Raw genomic sequence first — 16,802 nt, forward strand, 5'->3', positions numbered from 1 at the left:
CACATAGTACGATTCGCAGCCGTTGTTCAATGCCGCCATCAGGGCCGCGTCGGAGAGCAGCCATAGGCCTCCACTGATGTTGATCACCACGTTGTTCTTCGCCATCTGACGTCTTCGAACGAGCTCGTCGATCTTGGAGAAACATGAAATGAAATCGAAGATGTCCACGATGACTGTCTCTACCGGGGTGTGGAACTTGCCCGCCAGTTCCAATATCCTGGCATATTCTGGTCTTGAGGTGTTCTCCTTTCCCGTTACCAGTATCAGTTCGTCATGTCCGATAGTCCTCATCGCCTTGACGATCTTGTCTTGCCGGTAGCCATAGGTGCAGATCAGCGTCCTCATCCGCTCACCTCAGCAGCAGGGCCATGCTGTCCTCGACCCTGATCGGTCGGACCCGCTTGTCGCCCACCTTATCTTCCAGATGGATGGCCCGCTTGTCGATCAGCTGCTTGACGTGATGGTTGACCGTGGCCTTGTGCAGATGCAATTCATCGGCCAGGTCCCTTTGGGTGACCTCCTTCCCTTTGTTTGCCAAAAGGAACCTGAGGATCAGCTTTTCCCGTTCGGTCAGAATGTCCGAATACTTGATCTGAAGGAGCGGCAGCGGTATCTCCTTGTGACTGTCATCATGGACATAGACGGCGTTCAGCCCTTCAAGGGTGCAGACCAGCAACGCCGATGCGCTCATTATGCGAGTCCCTCCGGCGATGTTGAAAACAGCTATATGTTTGTTCTCCGTCCGAAGCTCCAGTATGGTCTTCTGGATCTCCTTCGCGGTGGAAACGAGGTCGAACGCGTCCGGGATCTGACGGGGAGAGAACGCAACCTCCATCATATGGCAGGTCCGGCCGATCTCCTCGACCGCCTTGATGGAATTCTCATGATCGCTGTGAAAGACGACCACCTCATCCACACCTTTGGTGGAACGTATCGTGGGTAGGAGCGTTTCCGGATGATGACCAAGTGTACCGAGTATTACGACCATATTGATCGGACCGAGACAATATCATCGGCCGCCTTATTTCTTGGTTGAGACCGTATTATGGAAACTGATACCATTGACATCGCTTGTTCCATCCGATGAGGAAGGGCAAATTGTCCTAGCGATTCAATATGGACTTCTCTCCGTCTTCCTTCTAGAGCGGTTTATGAAGGGAGGTCGATGATCGGATAACGGCCTGCATTCCGAAATTTCATAATCCGGTGAACGTTTTATGAGTACATATTCAACACGCGTCAATATTTCGGTGATCAGATGCAGCATGACCGTCAAGACAAGCCATGATAAGAAATTGCCAATGGATCGATGATTTGGCAGATATGGGTATCCGATCCCATTAACAGAGAGACGGACACCCTGGTCAGGTGGTCCAGAACGTCATTCTTCGGAGGAAGCCCGGCCTCCAGACCCAGGTTTGTTCGCGATCGTACGAACGGCCGACATTTCGAACCATTGTTGCGGCCTAACGAGTCACTAGCCTCTCTTTCTAAGCTCATTCTCGATAAATGGTCTGTAGTGGCGAGAACAGCATCTGCCAGCTGGGTTGGTTATTTTGCAATGGCCCCCGCCCCCTATCCCTGTGCTCTCCATAACTTCTTCGAATGTGGTTGCGCCGTTCTCTATGGCCTTGACCTCGTCTTCTTCCGTGACCTGTCTGCAATAGCACAGGGGCCTGGGAGAATCCTTTTCTTTGAAGGTCACCCGGGTCTTCACGTCGTCTTTCTTCAGTGTTCTTCCTTTCGCCGTTGTAAAATCGACGACGTCACACTGGGGGTTCTCGCATATCGAATATTTTGAGTCCCCCAAGGGCCAGCATGACTCCTTGGCGTGATTTGCGACGGTGATCTTATCGACACCCGCTCCTGCTTTATTGCACACCGGACATGTGGCCATGAGCCATATTAACAGGTCACGATCCTTTAAACTAATGTGCGGGCCAGAACACCAGTCTGGCAGAGTTGCTTTGTCAATAATGACGATCCTGCCGGAATGGCGAGTGGTCACAGAAATGGACGCAACTGGCCTGAGATAAAGGATGGGCTTTGGATTTGGCTATATCGCGCCACCAAGGGCATGAATGAATCAAGCCACAGATACCAGATTCAATGAATCTAACTAGCATTGATAATACCAATATCCCAGCGCGGGCACCCTTCACCGTTCCACCCCGTCCCCCCCTCAGAAGTGCTGCCGGACCGAATGGACGACCATCAATGAGAAATAAGCCAGCGCGAGAGAGGCTACCACGACAAGACCTTCCAGTATGGTATAACCGATCGGCGCTATTTCCGGTTGCATCAGATGCGCTTGATCGGCGATGACCTGAACGATGTTGAGCGTAGCAGCCAATATCCCCATCAATGCCCCGACGAAAGCTCGCCTGAAGATCAGCGGGATGGTGGCGATCTCCGCGATCAATAGGGCAAAGAAGAGCACTAACCAGATGGCAGAAACGTCAGTTTGGGGCCTCGTCTCGAAACCGAGCGGTGGAGGAAATTCCAGCACGGTCATGATCAGTATCGCAATCACGGATAACACGATGGTCCTCTTTGCCGCCACTATCGAAACCATACCTCAATCTCCTTAATTTTGAGGGAATCCCCAATGGCTGGATAGAAGGAACATTCTTACTTAACACATTTCATCGCTCCATATTTAATTATACTACAGAATTTGCATCGGATCCAGGCTCTCGGTGATGGCCTTCTCATTGCGCTCCTTCGGTTTCTTAGAACGTTGACCATCGATCCGATCGGCACAAACCTCGATTGCGGCTTTCCCTCAGAGCCGACCATATCTCCCGGAACCACCTTGTGCTCGATCCCCGCTGCCCATCGGTTCTACTAACGCGGCCTATCACCAGATGAATAGACAAGCTTGGCTTCCATGTGGAGCGGAAACTATCTGCCCAGCGTCTAGTCGAGCGTTTGATAATGGGAGGTCGACCTGTTGATGCGAGGGAAAAAGGACGAACTTGAAGGCGTTCCCCCTGAACCCTGTGAAAGAGAAAAAATATCAGCCTTGGAATTCTTCCAGCTCTTTCAGGAATCTTTCCATGGAGGCGAGTTGAGGGGCGTGCCCTCCAGGAAGCTCGATCACCCTGGATTCCGGAAGATCCCGTGCCAGCACGTCAATGACCCCATGCAGCCATTTCGCCGACCCGGTTCCTTTGACCAATAGGACCGGCATGTGCAATCCACCCAATCTCTTCGGGTCGTCCATGTGCTCCATCGAGGCCCTCGTATTGAGCAGCGATTGACGGTGCAGGACCCAACCTGGCCATGGAGGAAGGGACTTGGGATCGGTATCATTGGGAACGATTCCGGCCCCATGCAGGAAAATGATCAATTGCTCCACTGAGACGTTGTCCTTGATCGTCATGCTCATGCTCTGCATCCTGTTGAACGCTTCATCATCAGGCCTCTTCCCCCCCAAGACCCAGACCGCAGGCGGTTCTATGAGGGTCAAGGTCCTCACTCTGTCGGGGTGGTTCAGTGCATAATCGAGGCTGATCTCGGCTCCAAAAGACCATGCGACAATATCGAACGGTTCCCGCAGTTCGAGATCATCAAGCGTGTTGGACAGGGCTTCGGATTCTGTCGTCAATGAGTAATCTGATGGCAATCTCCGGCCTTCCAACCCGTATTGCACCGAGATCAATTGGACCCTGATGGCTCTCCGATTTGCCGACAGCCTTTGGGCATGGGGTTCCCAGCTCTTCCATCCCGTCAACCCTCCCGGAACAAGTACAACAGGCCTACCATGGCCAATCTCCTCCGACTGCATCTTCAGTTCCATAGCGATCGGATAAAATTGGAAACAACGACTACTTAATTCTAATCCGGTGAGAAAAATGCTAGGCAATTTCTTTCTCCACGGTCAGGTGTCGATCTGATCATTGCCTCTTGGGTACGTTAGCTTGTGCCGTCCTCCTGGTCAGGAACATGCAACCGACCACCGTGGTAATGGCCATGCTCATGGAGCTATCCCGATCATCTCGATGGACTAGTGCTCGGCCGGCATGCCGGTTAGCATCCTACCCTTGAACTCTCTTGTATCGATAGGGATTGCCACAAACCATCCTTCGTAGCTAAGTTCACTGCTTATCCCACCATTTAGACGGGCCGGGCGCCGGCCTGCGCTGGTCGGTCCGGCTCTTTTCCTTCCTCTTCGCTTCTTCCGTCCTCGCCTCGGCCATCATGGCGATTTCGTCCGCCAACGATGTGCATCCCATGTCCTTCAGGTAGTTGGTGTGCAGGTTCCTGACCGCCAGTTTCGCCTCTCCGTTCTCCTGGACGACGTTCTTGAGCTTCTTCTCCGTTTCCTCGTTCTGCGATTGCGCGAAGTTGGTCAGCGCGTCCATCAGTCTCCGGGTCGGTTCGATCTGCATCTCGGTGAGGAAGCGCGACGGCCCGGCGCCTTCGTAGCCCTTGACCTTTCCCAGCGTGATCGGCCTGGAAGAGATGATCACACCTTTCCTGGCCCGGGTGATTGCGACATAGAACAACCGGCGTTCGTTGTCCATCATCTCCGAGGTCTTGATCTGCTTGACCTTCCCCGAGGTGTCGTACGCCATCTGGAAAACGTCCGATTCGCTCGCGTAGGTGGGCATGAAGCCCTCATCGCAGTTCGGTACGAGGACGTAGTCGAACTCCAGCCCCTTGGTGCGGTGGATCGTGGTCATGACGATCTGGTCCTTCCTCTCCGCTCCGCAAGTAGTGTCCTCGCCCTCTCCGACCTTCAGGAACGTCTCGACGTCCGTCGGCGTCGCCATCAGACCGTCGCGGTAGTTGTTCACGAACTCCTTACGGTCGAGCGAGGGGCGGCCCTTTCCGTAGAAGTCGTCGAACTGCTCCAGATACCCGGTCCGCTTGATCAGCCAGTCGACGACCTCGTGCACCTTCGCCTTCGAGTCAATCCGGTCCTTCGCCTTCTCCAGGCAGAGCAGCAGGTCCTTGAGGGAATCCTGGTTGCGGGAGCTCAGTCGCCGTGACGTGACCAGCCGGCGCAGCAGGTCGTGGAACGAATCCTCGGCGTCGGGACCGAAAAGGTCGGCGATGGCCAGGTCGAGATCGGCCTTGCGGATGAAACGCTTCGGGTAGTTGGCGATGTTCACGAACTGCTGGATCGGCGCCTGGTTCAGCGGTGCCTCGAGCTTCGACGCCACCTCCAGGTACTGTCGCAGCGCCTTGATCTCCATGCGTTCGTACAGCGACGTTCCGCCCTCGATCCGGTGCGGTATCCCCCGCCGCAGCATCTCCTGCTCCAGCCCGCCCAGCTGCATGTAGCTCCGGGCCAGCACGATGACCTTCTCCGCGTCCTGCGTTTCGCGCACGCAATTGGTGAGCGCGTCCGCCATCTCCTTAGCGGCGTTGGTCTCCTGGCCGGGCTTGATCTCGATGAGCCGCAGATACGAAGCCTGTGCGGGACAGTAGGAGATCAGGCTCTTCTGCTTCCTCGAGTGGTTGTGGGTGATACAGTTCTCGGCGTACTGGGCGATCATCGGCCCGAAACGGAACGAGTGCGACAGGTTGTACGTCATCAGCAGCTTGTCCTTGAAGATCGCCTCGAACTCGCCCAGGATGTAGGCCGGACGGGCACCTCTCCATTCGTAGATGGTCTGGTCGTCGTCACCTACCACCATGACGTCCGCCTTGCCGTCGGCCAGCAGCTCGACCAGCTTCTGCTGAGCATAGTTGATGTCCTGATACTCGTCAACGATGATGTGACCGAAACGCCCTTTCCACTGCCGGCTCAGCGGCGTATCCTGCTTGAGCAGATCGACCGCGGTCAGGATCATATCGTCAAACGTCATACCTTTCCTGTCAAGGCGCCACTCCTCCATCAGGCCGTAGACCAGGTGGTAGCACTCTTTCCCCTTCCAGCCGGCGTTCTCCGGCTTGATCAGCGAACCTTTCCAGAAATCGATGGCGGTGAGGGCGGATTCCCGGTCCATCTGAACATCGGAAGTGACCCTGCCGTCGTTCCTCAGCTGGTTGAACGCGGCGTAGACCTGGTTCCGGTACAGCTCGCTCTTGTCCTCGGTCCAGAGCTCGTAGTCGGTCTCGAGGACGCCTAGACTTTTAGCGCTCTGCACGATCCTCAGGGCGATGGAGTGGAAGGTGTTGACCGACGGCTGCATCCCCGGCGGCAGTCCGCTGCTCTTCAGCTTGTATGAGAAATCGTCCGAGGCCATCCGGTTGAACATGAGAACCTGGATCTGACCGGGGTTGACTTTCTCGTTCTGCACCAGGTGCTTGACCCGTTCCACCATGGTGGTGGTCTTGCCCGAGCCGGCGACGGCCAGGACCTTGGCGTTGAGGCCGATCGGATGGTTGATGACCTTCAGCTGTTCCTCGGTGTTGTTCCGCTCCATTTTCGCTATCCTATTGCCTGGGAAAACGTCATGATTGACATAGGTTTCTCTGAGGTCACCGAAAATGGCGTGCGGGTTCGCCGGCATTTCATAGCTCTAAACATACGTGTGTGCAGAGTTCATCGATTAGATAATGGACAGCGACCGTCCCAGCAGCGGTATTAAAGAATCATTAAGAGCACGAAGGCATTTTTCCGTTCAGGCATGAAAATCTAGACGATGACCCGAAGAATAGACCAGAATGGCCCAGAACTTGAACCGTTCGGAATGGACGGCGTTCAATTTTTGATGAACCGATATCAGACGGGGATCGCAATACAAGGAAGAAGACTAGCATGAAAATGCCCATCCATGTGCTCGGGAAAGATGCTGGGAACGCTGACCGTCGCCTGATATCGCCATCGGATCAGCCTATATAATGCAAATCAGATGATAAAATAATCAGTATTGAAATTCTGGAGGGTAATAAATGGATCAGTATGGGGAGAATGCAAGGGCTTTCTTTGAAGAGATAGGACATGTCGGGTTTTTCAAGCGGTTGTTCGGATGGGGTTCCGTGGTCGCAAGGACGGAGATGGCCAAGGCCGATCTCCGAATGGCCTTAGAACAGCAGAACCGGACATCCAGCATAATAACGGGATACGAAGGCGATGCCCGGGCCAAGGAGGAGACGATAAAGGGTCTTCAGGGCAGGATCGAGCTGGTCGGTCAGCAAACCTTAGCGCGAGAGAAAAGGATATCCGAGCTGGAAGCAGAGATCAAAAGCAAGGGCAACCAGATCCAGGATGTCCTGTACAAGATAGGCGGTCTGGAAATGGAGATCAGGACCGCGAAGAAGGAGCTCGAAGAAGCGAACATGTCCCTGGCCACGTTCCGGGCGGCGGACGCCTCCAAGATCGAAGATTATCAATTGAAGATATCCGGCCTCAACCAGCTGAAGCAGGAGCTCAACGACGACCGCGTCCGGCTGCAGAACGAACTGGTCGAAGCGGAAACGAAACGCATGGAGGAGATGAGGAGGACCTGGCTTGTCCATGAGGAGAACGTTCAGCAGACGCTAACGACGTTGTGCAAGAAGCATGCGATCGAGTACGCGGGAAAGGAATCGTACCCTTTCAAGGGGAAGCCGGACAACGCGATCAAGATCTGCGGCGAATACGTCATCTTCGATGCGAAGAGCCCCCAGTCGCAGGACCAGAGCAATTTTCCCGACTATCTCATCGCCCAGGCAAAGCAGGCGGAAAAGTATGTCGGGGAGGATGGAGTGAGGAAGGAGCTCTTCCTGGTCGTTCCATCCAACACCGTCGAGAACATCGTGCCGTTGAGCCATGAGCTTGGTTCATATCGGGTGTACGTCATCTCCCTGGATGCGCTGGAACCGATCATCCTGACCTTGAAGAGGATAGAGGATTACGAGTTCGCCGAACAGCTCAGCCCGGAAGAGCGGGACGCGATATGCAACTCGGTGGGCCGGCTCACGCACCTGACCAAGAGGAGGATGCAGGTGGACGCGTACTTCAGCGAGGAGTCGATGGGTGCGTTGATGCAATGCAAACATCTGCCGGAGGACATCGCCAAAGAGGTCGACCGGTATGAGAAGGCGGCCAGGCTCAATCCGGTCCAAGACCGGGGCAAGAAGAAGATAACCGACAAGGACGTGGCCTCCTGCAAGAAATCCATAGTCGACTCGAATAACCACGTGAAGGACGAATCGACGGAAGTTACGATCATGGACCAAGAGACGTTGAAGGGATGAACCTCTAGCCTTGGCTTGTCTTCGAGGTCTTTTATCTTTTGCAGGCCTTGCCTGTTGATGTCGATGGCTTAAGGAGATTCGTTCGTCTGGAAAATTTCGGGCCAGTCTCAATCGCAATCCTCGAACTGACTGTTGTACAGGCTGTAGTAGAACCCTCCCTGTCTTAGGAGTTCTTCGTGCCTTCCGCTCTCGACGATATTCCCGTCCCTCATGACCAGTATGGTGTCCGCATCCTTGATGGTCGAGAGACGGTGGGCGATGATGAAGGAGGTCCTTCCCACGGTGAGGTCGTTCATCGCCTTCTGGATTATCTTCTCCGTCCTGGTATCGACGGAACTGGTGGCCTCGTCCAGTATCAGCAGTGGGGAGTTCTGCACCACCGCCCGGGCTATGGTGATCTGCTGTCTCTGCCCGGTGGATATCTTGGACTCGTCGTCGAGCTTGGTATCGTAACCGTCCGGGAGCGTGGCGATGAAGTGGTGGATGCCCACCGCCCTGCACGCTTCCTCGACCTGCTCGTCGGTGACGCCTTCCTTGCAATAGGCGATGTTCTCCCTGATGGTGCCCTCGAAGAGCCATGTGTCCTGAAGCACCATGCAGAACATGTCATGCACGTTCTCTCTGGTGAGCGTTTTCGTGGATACGCCGTCTATAAGGATATCTCCTGAATTGACCTCGTAGAAGCGCATCAGGAGGTTGACGATCGTCGTCTTGCCAGCCCCGGTCGGGCCGACTATGGCCACCTTCTGGCCCGCCTTCACGCTGAATGAGAAATCGTGGATGACCTCCTTTTCCGGAGTATACCCGAAGTACACGTTCCGGAACTCCACGTCACCTTTCACGTCCTTGTGAACGACCGTCTTCCAGTCCTCGTTCTCCATCTCTGTCTCATCGAAGAACTCGAACACGCGTTCAGAAGCGGCGGCCACGGACTGCAGGCTCGACATGGCCTGTCCCAACTGTGTCAGGGGCTGGGTGAATAGGCGTACGTACACCATGAACGCGACGATCACGCCGATCGATATGGCCCCGTTCACGAACTGAACCGCACCGACGATACAGATGACCACGTATCCCAGATTGCCGATGAATCCCATGATGGGCATCATCAGGCCGGAAAGGAACAGCGATTTGAACGCGCTGTCGAAAAGACCGTCGTTGATGGATTCGAACTCATTCTGCGCGGCCTCCTCGCCGTTGTACGCCTTGACGATGTTGTGCCCGGTATACATCTCCTCGACGTAACCGTTCACCTTGCCGAGGGAGGCCTGCTGGCGTCCGAAGAACTTCTGTGATTTGGACATTATCACGATCATGAGGACGAAGCCTGCCAACGTGGAAAGGATGGCGGCTGCGGTCAAGGTGACGTCGGTGAGGAACATCATCACCGTCGCACCGATGAGCAGCGCGACGGCGCTCATCAGCGTACCGATGCTCTGGTTCATCGACTGGCCGATGGTGTCCACGTCGTTGGTCGCCCGGCTGAGGACGTCCCCGTAACTGGTCTTGTCGAAATACCTGAGCGGTAGGCGGTTGATCTTTTCCGAGATATCGGTGCGGAGGCGCCTCGACAGCCTCTGGACCACGGTGGTCACGATATAGCCTTGTCCGTACATCGTCACGGACGAAAGGATGTAGATGGTCAGGAGGAACATCCCTATCTCGGCGATGGCGGTGAGGTCCGTCGACCCGGTCCTTATCCCGTCGAAGATGAGGTTGGTCATCTCGCTGAGCTTGTTCGGACCTATGACGGTGAATATGGTGCCGATGATCGCGAGGACCGACGCCGCGACGATCGCCGGAACGTACGGTCTCATGTAGGTGAGCATTTTGCGCCAGGCATCCCTGAAGTTCTTTGCCTTCCTTACCGGACGCATGCCCGGGGAAGGTCCAGGGGGAGGCCCTTGGGAATCCTTGGGGCTCATTTGCTCACCTCCTCCTCTGACAGTTGAGAATAGACTATCTCCTTGTACACCGGGCAGGTGTCCAGGAGGTCGCGGTGCTTACCTACCCCTACCACCATCCCGTTGTCCAGGACGACGATCTTGTCGGCGTCCATTATGGTGCCGACCCGCTGTGCGACGATGATGCTCGTAGCGTCTGCGGTCTCCTTCTTTAGTGCGTTCCGAAGCGCACGGTCCGTCCGGTAATCCAAAGCAGAGAACGAATCGTCGAAGATGTAGATCTCCGGCCTACGGTACACCGCCCGGGCGATCGACAGGCGCTGCTTCTGGCCCCCGGAAAGGTTGGTCCCGCCCTGGGAGATCGCGGCATTGTAACCGCCATCCATCTTCTCAACGAAATCGGTGGCCTGGGCGATGGCGATGGCCTTCTTCAGGTCCTCTTCGGTGCGTTCGGGCGAACTGTCTCCATACCTAACGTTGGATGAGATCGTGCCAGAGAACAGATTCGCCTTCTGCGGCACATATCCTATCTTCTTATGGAGCGCCTGTTGGGTGTAGTCACGGACATCTACGCCATCGACGGAGATCGTCCCCTCGGTGACGTCGTACGAACGCATCATGAGGTGGATGATGGTGCTCTTTCCGCTTCCGGTGGAACCGATGAACGCGACGGTCTCGCCCCGTTCGGCCTTAAAACTAACGTTCTTCAGAACGTATTCAGACGCTCCGGGATACTTGAACCCGACGTTGCTGAAGACGATCTCGCCTTTGGACGCTCCCGGGGATTCGGTGACGTTCCCGTCCTTGATCGACGGTTCCGTGTCCAGGATCTCCTCGATACGCTTGGCGGCCACTATGGCACGCGGCATGACGATGAACACGACCACCAGCATCACGAATCCAAACACCACTTGCATGGCATATGCCAGGAAGGTGATCATCTGCGAGAACAGTATCATTTGCGTGCCGACGCCGACGGTGGCCGCGATAAGAATCGCCCCGAACCAATAGATGGAAAGGGACAGGATGCTCATCACGCCGGACATTATGGGCATCATCAGCGCCATCGCCCGGCCGGTGAACAGATTGTTGGACGTGAGGGCATCGTTGCCCTTCTCGAACTTCTCTTCCTGATAGTCTTCCGCGTTGTATGCCCGGATGACACGGATGCCCTTGAGGTTCTCCCGGACGTTGCGGTTGACGTCGTCGGTGAGCCACTGAATCTTCTTGAAGCGCGGAACGACGAAGATCATCAATACCACGATGACCGCGATCAAACCCGCTATGGCGACGGCGGTGGAGGTCGTCCACTGCCAGCTTTTCCCTTCGATCTTGAGGATCGCCCATGCGGCCAGGATCGGTGATCTGATCACGAGCTGCAGACCCATCGCGACGGCCATCTGCACCTGCGTGATATCGTTGGTCGCACGCGTGATCAGACTGGCGGTGGAGAACTTGTTAATCTCGTGGACGGTGAACGACTGGACCTTGCTGAACTCCAAAGAGCGGAGACGTTTCGAGAGGGACGCGGCCACAAAGGCGGCTATGAAACCGACTACCAACGTCGTGAGAAGACTTCCCAACGCCAGGGCGAGCATCACCCATCCCTCGCTCATGACCTGGCCGACCGTGCCGCCGGTCTGGATCAGGTTGGTGATCGCGAACATGTGGTCCGGGATCTCCAGGTCCAGCCAGACCCCGGCAACGATGAACGCCGCGCATACGGCGATAAGCCCCCATTCCCTGGCCTTCAGATATTTCAGGATCATCTTTCACCAACGATATTAGACAAAATTACAGAAAATATGGTCGATCGAACGCTTGGACCTTAAAATCATAAATGTTGACTGGCAAGGCAATTTCGCTATAATAAATTATTGACATGTCAAGTCATAGGGCTGGGATACATAGAACCGGCTCCTGATCAATGGGAGGTGAACAGGGATCTGTTCGTCTCTCCCCATATTGTCATAGACTATGTGCTCCCTCATGCCATCCAGTATCAGCTGGGACCGGTGACAACGTCCAAAAACCGAATTTCCGGTGGGTCATTTTCATATAATTAATGAACCAACCATAATTTCGAAGACCGTGAGGAGTGTCTTCGAGGTGAATGACATGCCAGAGACAAAGATGCTTGATAAGAGGAAAATGAATGAACAGGATCCAAACAGAATGAAGGATGAGATCACTGGATCAGAACAGGGAGTGGCCGGGGAACGGGTCGGTCTTACTGAGGAAAGGAGAGAGGGAAACCAAGAGAATGAAGGATCGACCTGCAGCGGCAAAGACCCCTATGTCCCAAGGAATCCCGTGAAAAAAGAGAGCAAAAAGTGAACTACTGAGATCGGAAAAGGGACGAACGCCTCAGAGGTGGAAAGAGCCGGACGAAAGGATGGGATCTACTTAAAGCCGGCAAAACCCTACGACCAGTGGGTCACACATCGGCTCGCAGCCCGGAGTAAGTACTCCTAATGTTGGTCAAACGCCAGTCGCCCTTTGAAATTCTCGGGGACCGCAGTTTCATCCTTTTATCGCCAGGCGAATCTGGTCCTTATCATATGCCGATGCGAGCGCCGAGGCAGAGCGCTTCAACTGAGCCATGGCTCTGGCGATCGGCCAGGAAACAGCATCCCTGATCGGCATGTTGGTCTTAGCGGAGGCTTAGCTGTCTCCATCCCGGTCAAGGATCGTTTCAGCAAAGCTTTCGCTGGCCGTGATATAAATCGTTTCCAGTCGCTTACTCCCAAGGAATACCGGTGTTCTTATCGATTATCGTATATCCCAATTGAGTGAGGAAATCGTTGGCCTGGTTGACCCCCAATATCCCGCGATCGTGCATGCCCCCATGGACGGATAATCCGGCCATGGACAGCACGTATTTGGGCGGGTAATCGGTATTTCCATCCTTGAGGACCCATCTTTTTGGGGCCCTGGCCCTTGGTACGCCTTCCTTATCTATGGTCTTCAGCGCGGATTCGATGTGTGTTTTATTGATGCCGCCAAATGGATCTACATTCCTGGCTTCGGCGGCCGCTGTTCGTTGATCAGGGTTGCTTATCTTGACCCGGTCAATTACTTGCAACTGATCTTTGTATGCCTGGACCTCGTTCCGTTTTTCGTAGAGTTGAATGTTGGCCAAGGTTAGCTGTGATCTCAACTCTAGAATGATTGCTTGATCCGATCTTCCCGAATGTGCCAACTCTACGACCATCATTTCCTTCTCTTTTTGTGCCCCGACCAGCGCATCGTGGGCCAGGTTGGCCTCGGCCAGATCTTCCCTTGACCCGTCGAGCTCCTTATCCCTGGACTCGACCTTTCTCTTTTCTTCCTCCAGTAGCTCACGAAGTTCGGATCTCTCCGCTTCCGCAGAGGCATGTTCCTTGATCAAGAGGTCATAATCCTCATGTGCCTCTTGGCCAAGGATTCGTATTGCCTTCCATGAAAAGATCCGTCTCTTCAAACTGGCCGTGCCTAATTCTTCAAATAACCTATCAATATTCTTAACCATCCCATCTGCAGCCATGAGCCGCCCCCCTTCTGATATTCGCATGGAGCTGAAGGTTTTTAGTTATTGCTAGTAAATGGGTTCAACGATCCCGATCAGGGAAACACCCTTTGAGGGCTTTTACCGTTCGAGGCCCGGGATCCCCATGACTGAACATGACATGAGATCTCAAAAGGCGAGGAATTGTTCGATAAACTCTATTTTGACCGATCAGGGGCGTTTTGTTCCAAGGTGAGGTTGTTTTCATAGGAGAATGTGTATCATTTGACATCCTCGATCTCGATGCCTTCAGATGCCTCGACGATCTTCTGGACCCTCCTCTCGCTCTAATCCAATATCCTTTGGCACTGTTCACGCAGGCCTGCCGCCCGCTCGTATATCGCCAGGCTTGATTCCAGATCGAGGTCCCCCTTCTCCAGGACATTCACTAAAGACTCCAATTCCTTCATGGCCTCTTCGAAGCCCATTTCCTTGATGTTCCTATCTTCTGACACGCCTGTCTACCCCTTTCTGGTCACTTCTGCTTCCAAAACCCCGTCCCTCATCACTATCCTCACCTCGTCCCCTTCGTTCACATCGCCCACCGAGCTGAGCACCTTGCCATTGATGGATTGCAAAATGCCGTAACCCCTTCCGAGTACCCGCGATGGGTCCAGTCCGTCCAAAGACGCCTGCATGGCCTTCAGGCGACTGTAAGGGGCCGCAATCTGGCAAGAAGGTCAAGAAGTGAATATCATGATTCTAAGGTTGTTCCGCCCTTAACCAGGGCGATTGATTCACTGTATTGAGCCCACTAGTCCGGCAATACCAGAAGTGATTTGAAATAATCCATCGGGTCCCCGCGATGGAGAAGCCCTTTCCTATTCTTGGAGGTCACATCGACCCTGATGGCGCATGCCAATGCCACCATGCAACTACCCAACCTTTGTTCGGGATTCATTTCCCCGGCATCATCAGGATCAACTATGTTACCTTCAACGCCGAGCAGCAGTGCAGTGGGGGAGTGCTGGAAGGCCCATACAATCTTGTCCCGCATTTCACCGAAACCAACGTTGTCCCTTTTCGCGACGTGGTCCATCAGATACTTTTCCACACCCACCCGGCCATACTCGCTTTCCAGAAAAATGGTGGGGATGTTTTTCATTCTCTGAACGATGGCTTCGTAACCCGTCCAGTTCTCCGCCAGTCGGTAGATAATTATCTTTTTGTTACGATAACCGGTCGAGTTCATGGATTCGATAGCATTTCGGAGCAGGCGGTTCAATATCAATACGGCACCTGCCCTCGATATCGTCAGCGGCATCCGGTTCTTGTCATTCAGGACGCCAATGCTACTTCTGGATTCCTCATTGTTCACCCAGCCCACAATGGTATCAGCATTGACCCAACCATTTCCGTGGGTGAGAAAATAGATCAGGACCACTTGCTCCTTAGTATATTCCTGAATCTCCATTGTTGACCTTCCGTTGAATTCTAGCACGGTAATCATTACTTAAGTAATTAAGCACTCTGGTATAATTGTTCATAATATAAGTAAAGGTTATATCCATACTAGTGAATTAGTTAACTAATCATTATGCAAATTTCAATCGAGACATAATGATTATCAGGGATATGTATGGAGCAAGACCCAGAGGATACGTTGCCTCGCGAATATTATGAGGCTGTATTAATAATAAAGACCGAAATGGAAGACTCGGGTGTTCCCGAGGAAATTGTCGAGGAAACCATGGACGACATCGAATCGCTGATAATTACCTCGATTCGGTACTCCGAAAAAGCAGAGGAGGAAGTCGAGGTGGAAACTGCGTGAAGGCCTCCCCTGGAGTAAAATCTTTACAACTTTCCCACAAGAAGTTGAGAACGCTTATGGGACGCCATATTTTTCATCTTGTCAATAAACTCAGCTCAGTCCGTTGCGTTCGCGTCCCTCTATCGAAACTGAGATCGATCTCACCGCGATGGACAGATCATTACATGGCCCTGATGAGGGATGACTTTCATCGAGCATTGTTAGGACGCGCAACGATTACCCAAAGTTCGGTCCGAGCAGTTATCGCACTAAGGATGGTCAAAGAGGTGCACGATGAATGACATGAACATAACTCCGAACATCAAGAAAGATGGGTCGAACAACCCTGTTTCGAACATCAAGACTCGGACCATCGACGGCATCGACGAGAAGCTGCATGAGAAGATCGTAGCGATGGTCGGGCCGCCCATACAAGGGAAGCTACCGATAAACGTTCAACTCGCGGAACTGTGTTGAATAACTCAACCTACCCTGTCGCCTCCTTCAACTTCGAGTACTGGACGAACATTCGTTCCGCCTGTTTCTGGGCGAGGTCAGGTCGTTTAGACCTGACCGGCTCGCCTACCTTCCTTTTCACGGCAGAGAACATCGTCTCGACCTTCCACCGCATGTTGTAACCTCGCTTGATCTTCCAATCTTCCTCACCCAGGTCATTCCTCTCCCGCACGGCCTTGGGCCGTGCCGAGGAATGACCGTGACGTTTGGTGCTGGCGTTCTTCCGCATCTTGATGACCTGCTTGCGTCCAGCAAGATAACCGAAGTTGTCATAGGTGTCGTATCCGCCGTCTGCCAGCACCCGGGGGATCCGGCCCGGGAGCAGGCGTCCAGCCTGCTCCACCAGGGCAGGCAGGAACGGTGCGTCACTGGCCTTCTCGTCGCTGACCATGAGACCCACGATCGATCCGGAGCCGACCTCGACGCACATGTGCACCTTGATCCAGCCGCGGTGCACATGCCATTTCTCCCGCATCCACTCGCCCCGATCGCTCACTTTTATACCGGTTGAATCGACGGCCAGGGTCCAGCCGGAACCACAAAGGTCCACCATCGGTAGGTGGACCTGGCTTTGGCACTCTCGGTGCCAAAGTGTGGTGTAGTCGGGCACCTGGAATCCGATGACGCAGGCAAGAGCTTGGAGGAATCCTTCCAGCTGCCGCAACGGCAGCCGGAGGAAGGTCTTCAATGTCTCGGCGAAGCTGATAAGGGATTCCGGATGTCAGTACGGCCGACCGAACTTACCTTCGTTCATCCTTTCCAGCTCATCGTCCAAATCGTCCACCCAGTCGTGCTGCAGGAGCAGCACGCCCTGGGCGACGTAGGCCTCGTTGATACGAGGCCAATTCCTTATATTCTGTCGAGTGCATCCATTAATTTGTGGCATCCCTGTTCCCAAACAATTTATTGTAGCAACTACAATAAAAAGGATGCCACACCCTCCTAA

The 16,802-nt window shown here is 54.0% G+C and carries 18 protein-coding genes; 4 read left to right on the forward strand and 14 right to left on the reverse strand.

What is annotated here, in order from left to right; genetic code table 11:
• The 6 genes from VGK23_00825 to VGK23_00850 all read right to left on the reverse strand — a co-directional run.
• The coding region (locus VGK23_00825; protein HEY3419081.1) for a DUF6293 family protein at positions 1–345 on the reverse strand (345 nt) is incomplete at its 3' end.
• Between the two features lie 4 nt (positions 346–349).
• Positions 350–988 carry a MarR family transcriptional regulator gene (locus VGK23_00830; protein ID HEY3419082.1) on the reverse strand — a complete coding sequence of 213 codons (639 nt, stop codon included), beginning with the start codon at positions 986–988 and terminating at the stop codon, positions 350–352.
• Positions 989–1,477: 489 nt separating this feature from the next.
• A complete protein-coding gene (locus tag VGK23_00835) occupies positions 1,478–1,897 on the reverse strand; it encodes a (2Fe-2S)-binding protein (GenBank protein ID HEY3419083.1) in 420 nt (139 codons plus the stop codon).
• 285 nt (positions 1,898–2,182) lie between these two features.
• Positions 2,183–2,575 (reverse strand): hypothetical protein, encoded by a 393-nt coding sequence (locus tag VGK23_00840; GenBank protein ID HEY3419084.1) that lies wholly within the window; start codon positions 2,573–2,575, stop codon positions 2,183–2,185.
• A gap of 444 nt (positions 2,576–3,019) precedes the next feature.
• Complete coding sequence (locus VGK23_00845; protein HEY3419085.1) at positions 3,020–3,802, reverse strand: alpha/beta hydrolase; 783 nt, start codon at positions 3,800–3,802, stop codon at positions 3,020–3,022.
• 298 nt (positions 3,803–4,100) lie between these two features.
• Positions 4,101–6,467 carry an ATP-dependent helicase gene (locus VGK23_00850; GenBank protein HEY3419086.1) on the reverse strand — a complete coding sequence of 789 codons (2,367 nt, stop codon included), beginning with the start codon at positions 6,465–6,467 and terminating at the stop codon, positions 4,101–4,103.
• Positions 6,468–6,849: 382 nt separating this feature from the next.
• On the opposite strand from VGK23_00850, the gene VGK23_00855 reads away from it, so the two are divergent.
• Positions 6,850–8,136: a hypothetical protein gene (locus VGK23_00855; GenBank protein HEY3419087.1), complete on the forward strand. Its 1,287-nt coding sequence runs from the start codon at positions 6,850–6,852 to the stop codon at positions 8,134–8,136.
• Between the two features lie 107 nt (positions 8,137–8,243).
• On the opposite strand, the gene VGK23_00860 is transcribed toward VGK23_00855, so the two are convergent.
• Positions 8,244–10,061, reverse strand: a complete 1,818-nt coding sequence (locus VGK23_00860) for an ABC transporter ATP-binding protein (GenBank protein HEY3419088.1) — start codon at positions 10,059–10,061, stop codon at positions 8,244–8,246.
• Positions 10,058–11,809 carry an ABC transporter ATP-binding protein gene (locus VGK23_00865; protein HEY3419089.1) on the reverse strand — a complete coding sequence of 584 codons (1,752 nt, stop codon included), beginning with the start codon at positions 11,807–11,809 and terminating at the stop codon, positions 10,058–10,060. Before VGK23_00865 ends, VGK23_00860 begins: the two co-directional genes overlap by 4 nt.
• A gap of 349 nt (positions 11,810–12,158) precedes the next feature.
• Between VGK23_00865 and VGK23_00870 the strand changes: the two genes are divergently transcribed.
• Complete coding sequence (locus VGK23_00870) at positions 12,159–12,377, forward strand: hypothetical protein (GenBank protein HEY3419090.1); 219 nt, start codon at positions 12,159–12,161, stop codon at positions 12,375–12,377.
• A 403-nt stretch (positions 12,378–12,780) separates the two neighbouring features.
• Here the strand turns inward: VGK23_00870 and VGK23_00875 are convergent, their stop codons facing one another.
• The 4 genes from VGK23_00875 to VGK23_00890 all read right to left on the reverse strand — a co-directional run bounded on the left by VGK23_00875 (position 12,781) and on the right by VGK23_00890 (position 15,037).
• Positions 12,781–13,566, reverse strand: a complete 786-nt coding sequence (locus VGK23_00875) for a hypothetical protein (GenBank protein ID HEY3419091.1) — start codon at positions 13,564–13,566, stop codon at positions 12,781–12,783.
• A gap of 308 nt (positions 13,567–13,874) precedes the next feature.
• On the reverse strand, positions 13,875–14,042 hold the full coding sequence (gene xseB / locus VGK23_00880) for an exodeoxyribonuclease VII small subunit (GenBank protein HEY3419092.1): 168 nt from the start codon (positions 14,040–14,042) through the stop codon (positions 13,875–13,877).
• 6 nt (positions 14,043–14,048) lie between these two features.
• On the reverse strand, positions 14,049–14,255 hold the full coding sequence (locus VGK23_00885; protein ID HEY3419093.1) for an exodeoxyribonuclease VII large subunit: 207 nt from the start codon (positions 14,253–14,255) through the stop codon (positions 14,049–14,051).
• Positions 14,256–14,341: 86 nt separating this feature from the next.
• Positions 14,342–15,037 (reverse strand): hypothetical protein, encoded by a 696-nt coding sequence (locus VGK23_00890; GenBank protein HEY3419094.1) that lies wholly within the window; start codon positions 15,035–15,037, stop codon positions 14,342–14,344.
• Positions 15,038–15,166: 129 nt separating this feature from the next.
• On the opposite strand from VGK23_00890, the gene VGK23_00895 reads away from it, so the two are divergent.
• Together VGK23_00895 and VGK23_00900 are read left to right on the forward strand one after the other, a co-directional pair.
• Positions 15,167–15,361 carry a hypothetical protein gene (locus VGK23_00895; protein ID HEY3419095.1) on the forward strand — a complete coding sequence of 65 codons (195 nt, stop codon included), beginning with the start codon at positions 15,167–15,169 and terminating at the stop codon, positions 15,359–15,361.
• Positions 15,362–15,634: 273 nt separating this feature from the next.
• Positions 15,635–15,817 carry a hypothetical protein gene (locus VGK23_00900; protein HEY3419096.1) on the forward strand — a complete coding sequence of 61 codons (183 nt, stop codon included), beginning with the start codon at positions 15,635–15,637 and terminating at the stop codon, positions 15,815–15,817.
• Between the two features lie 10 nt (positions 15,818–15,827).
• On the opposite strand, the gene VGK23_00905 is transcribed toward VGK23_00900, so the two are convergent.
• Together VGK23_00905 and VGK23_00910 are read right to left on the reverse strand one after the other, a co-directional pair.
• Complete coding sequence (locus VGK23_00905) at positions 15,828–16,562, reverse strand: IS5 family transposase (GenBank protein ID HEY3419097.1); 735 nt, start codon at positions 16,560–16,562, stop codon at positions 15,828–15,830.
• Between the two features lie 15 nt (positions 16,563–16,577).
• On the reverse strand, positions 16,578–16,742 hold the full coding sequence (locus VGK23_00910; protein HEY3419098.1) for a hypothetical protein: 165 nt from the start codon (positions 16,740–16,742) through the stop codon (positions 16,578–16,580).
• Positions 16,743–16,802 lie beyond the last annotated feature (60 nt).

It is taken from the genome of Methanomassiliicoccales archaeon (assembly GCA_036504055.1).
Taxonomy (GTDB): Archaea; Thermoplasmatota; Thermoplasmata; order Methanomassiliicoccales; family UBA472; genus DASXVU01.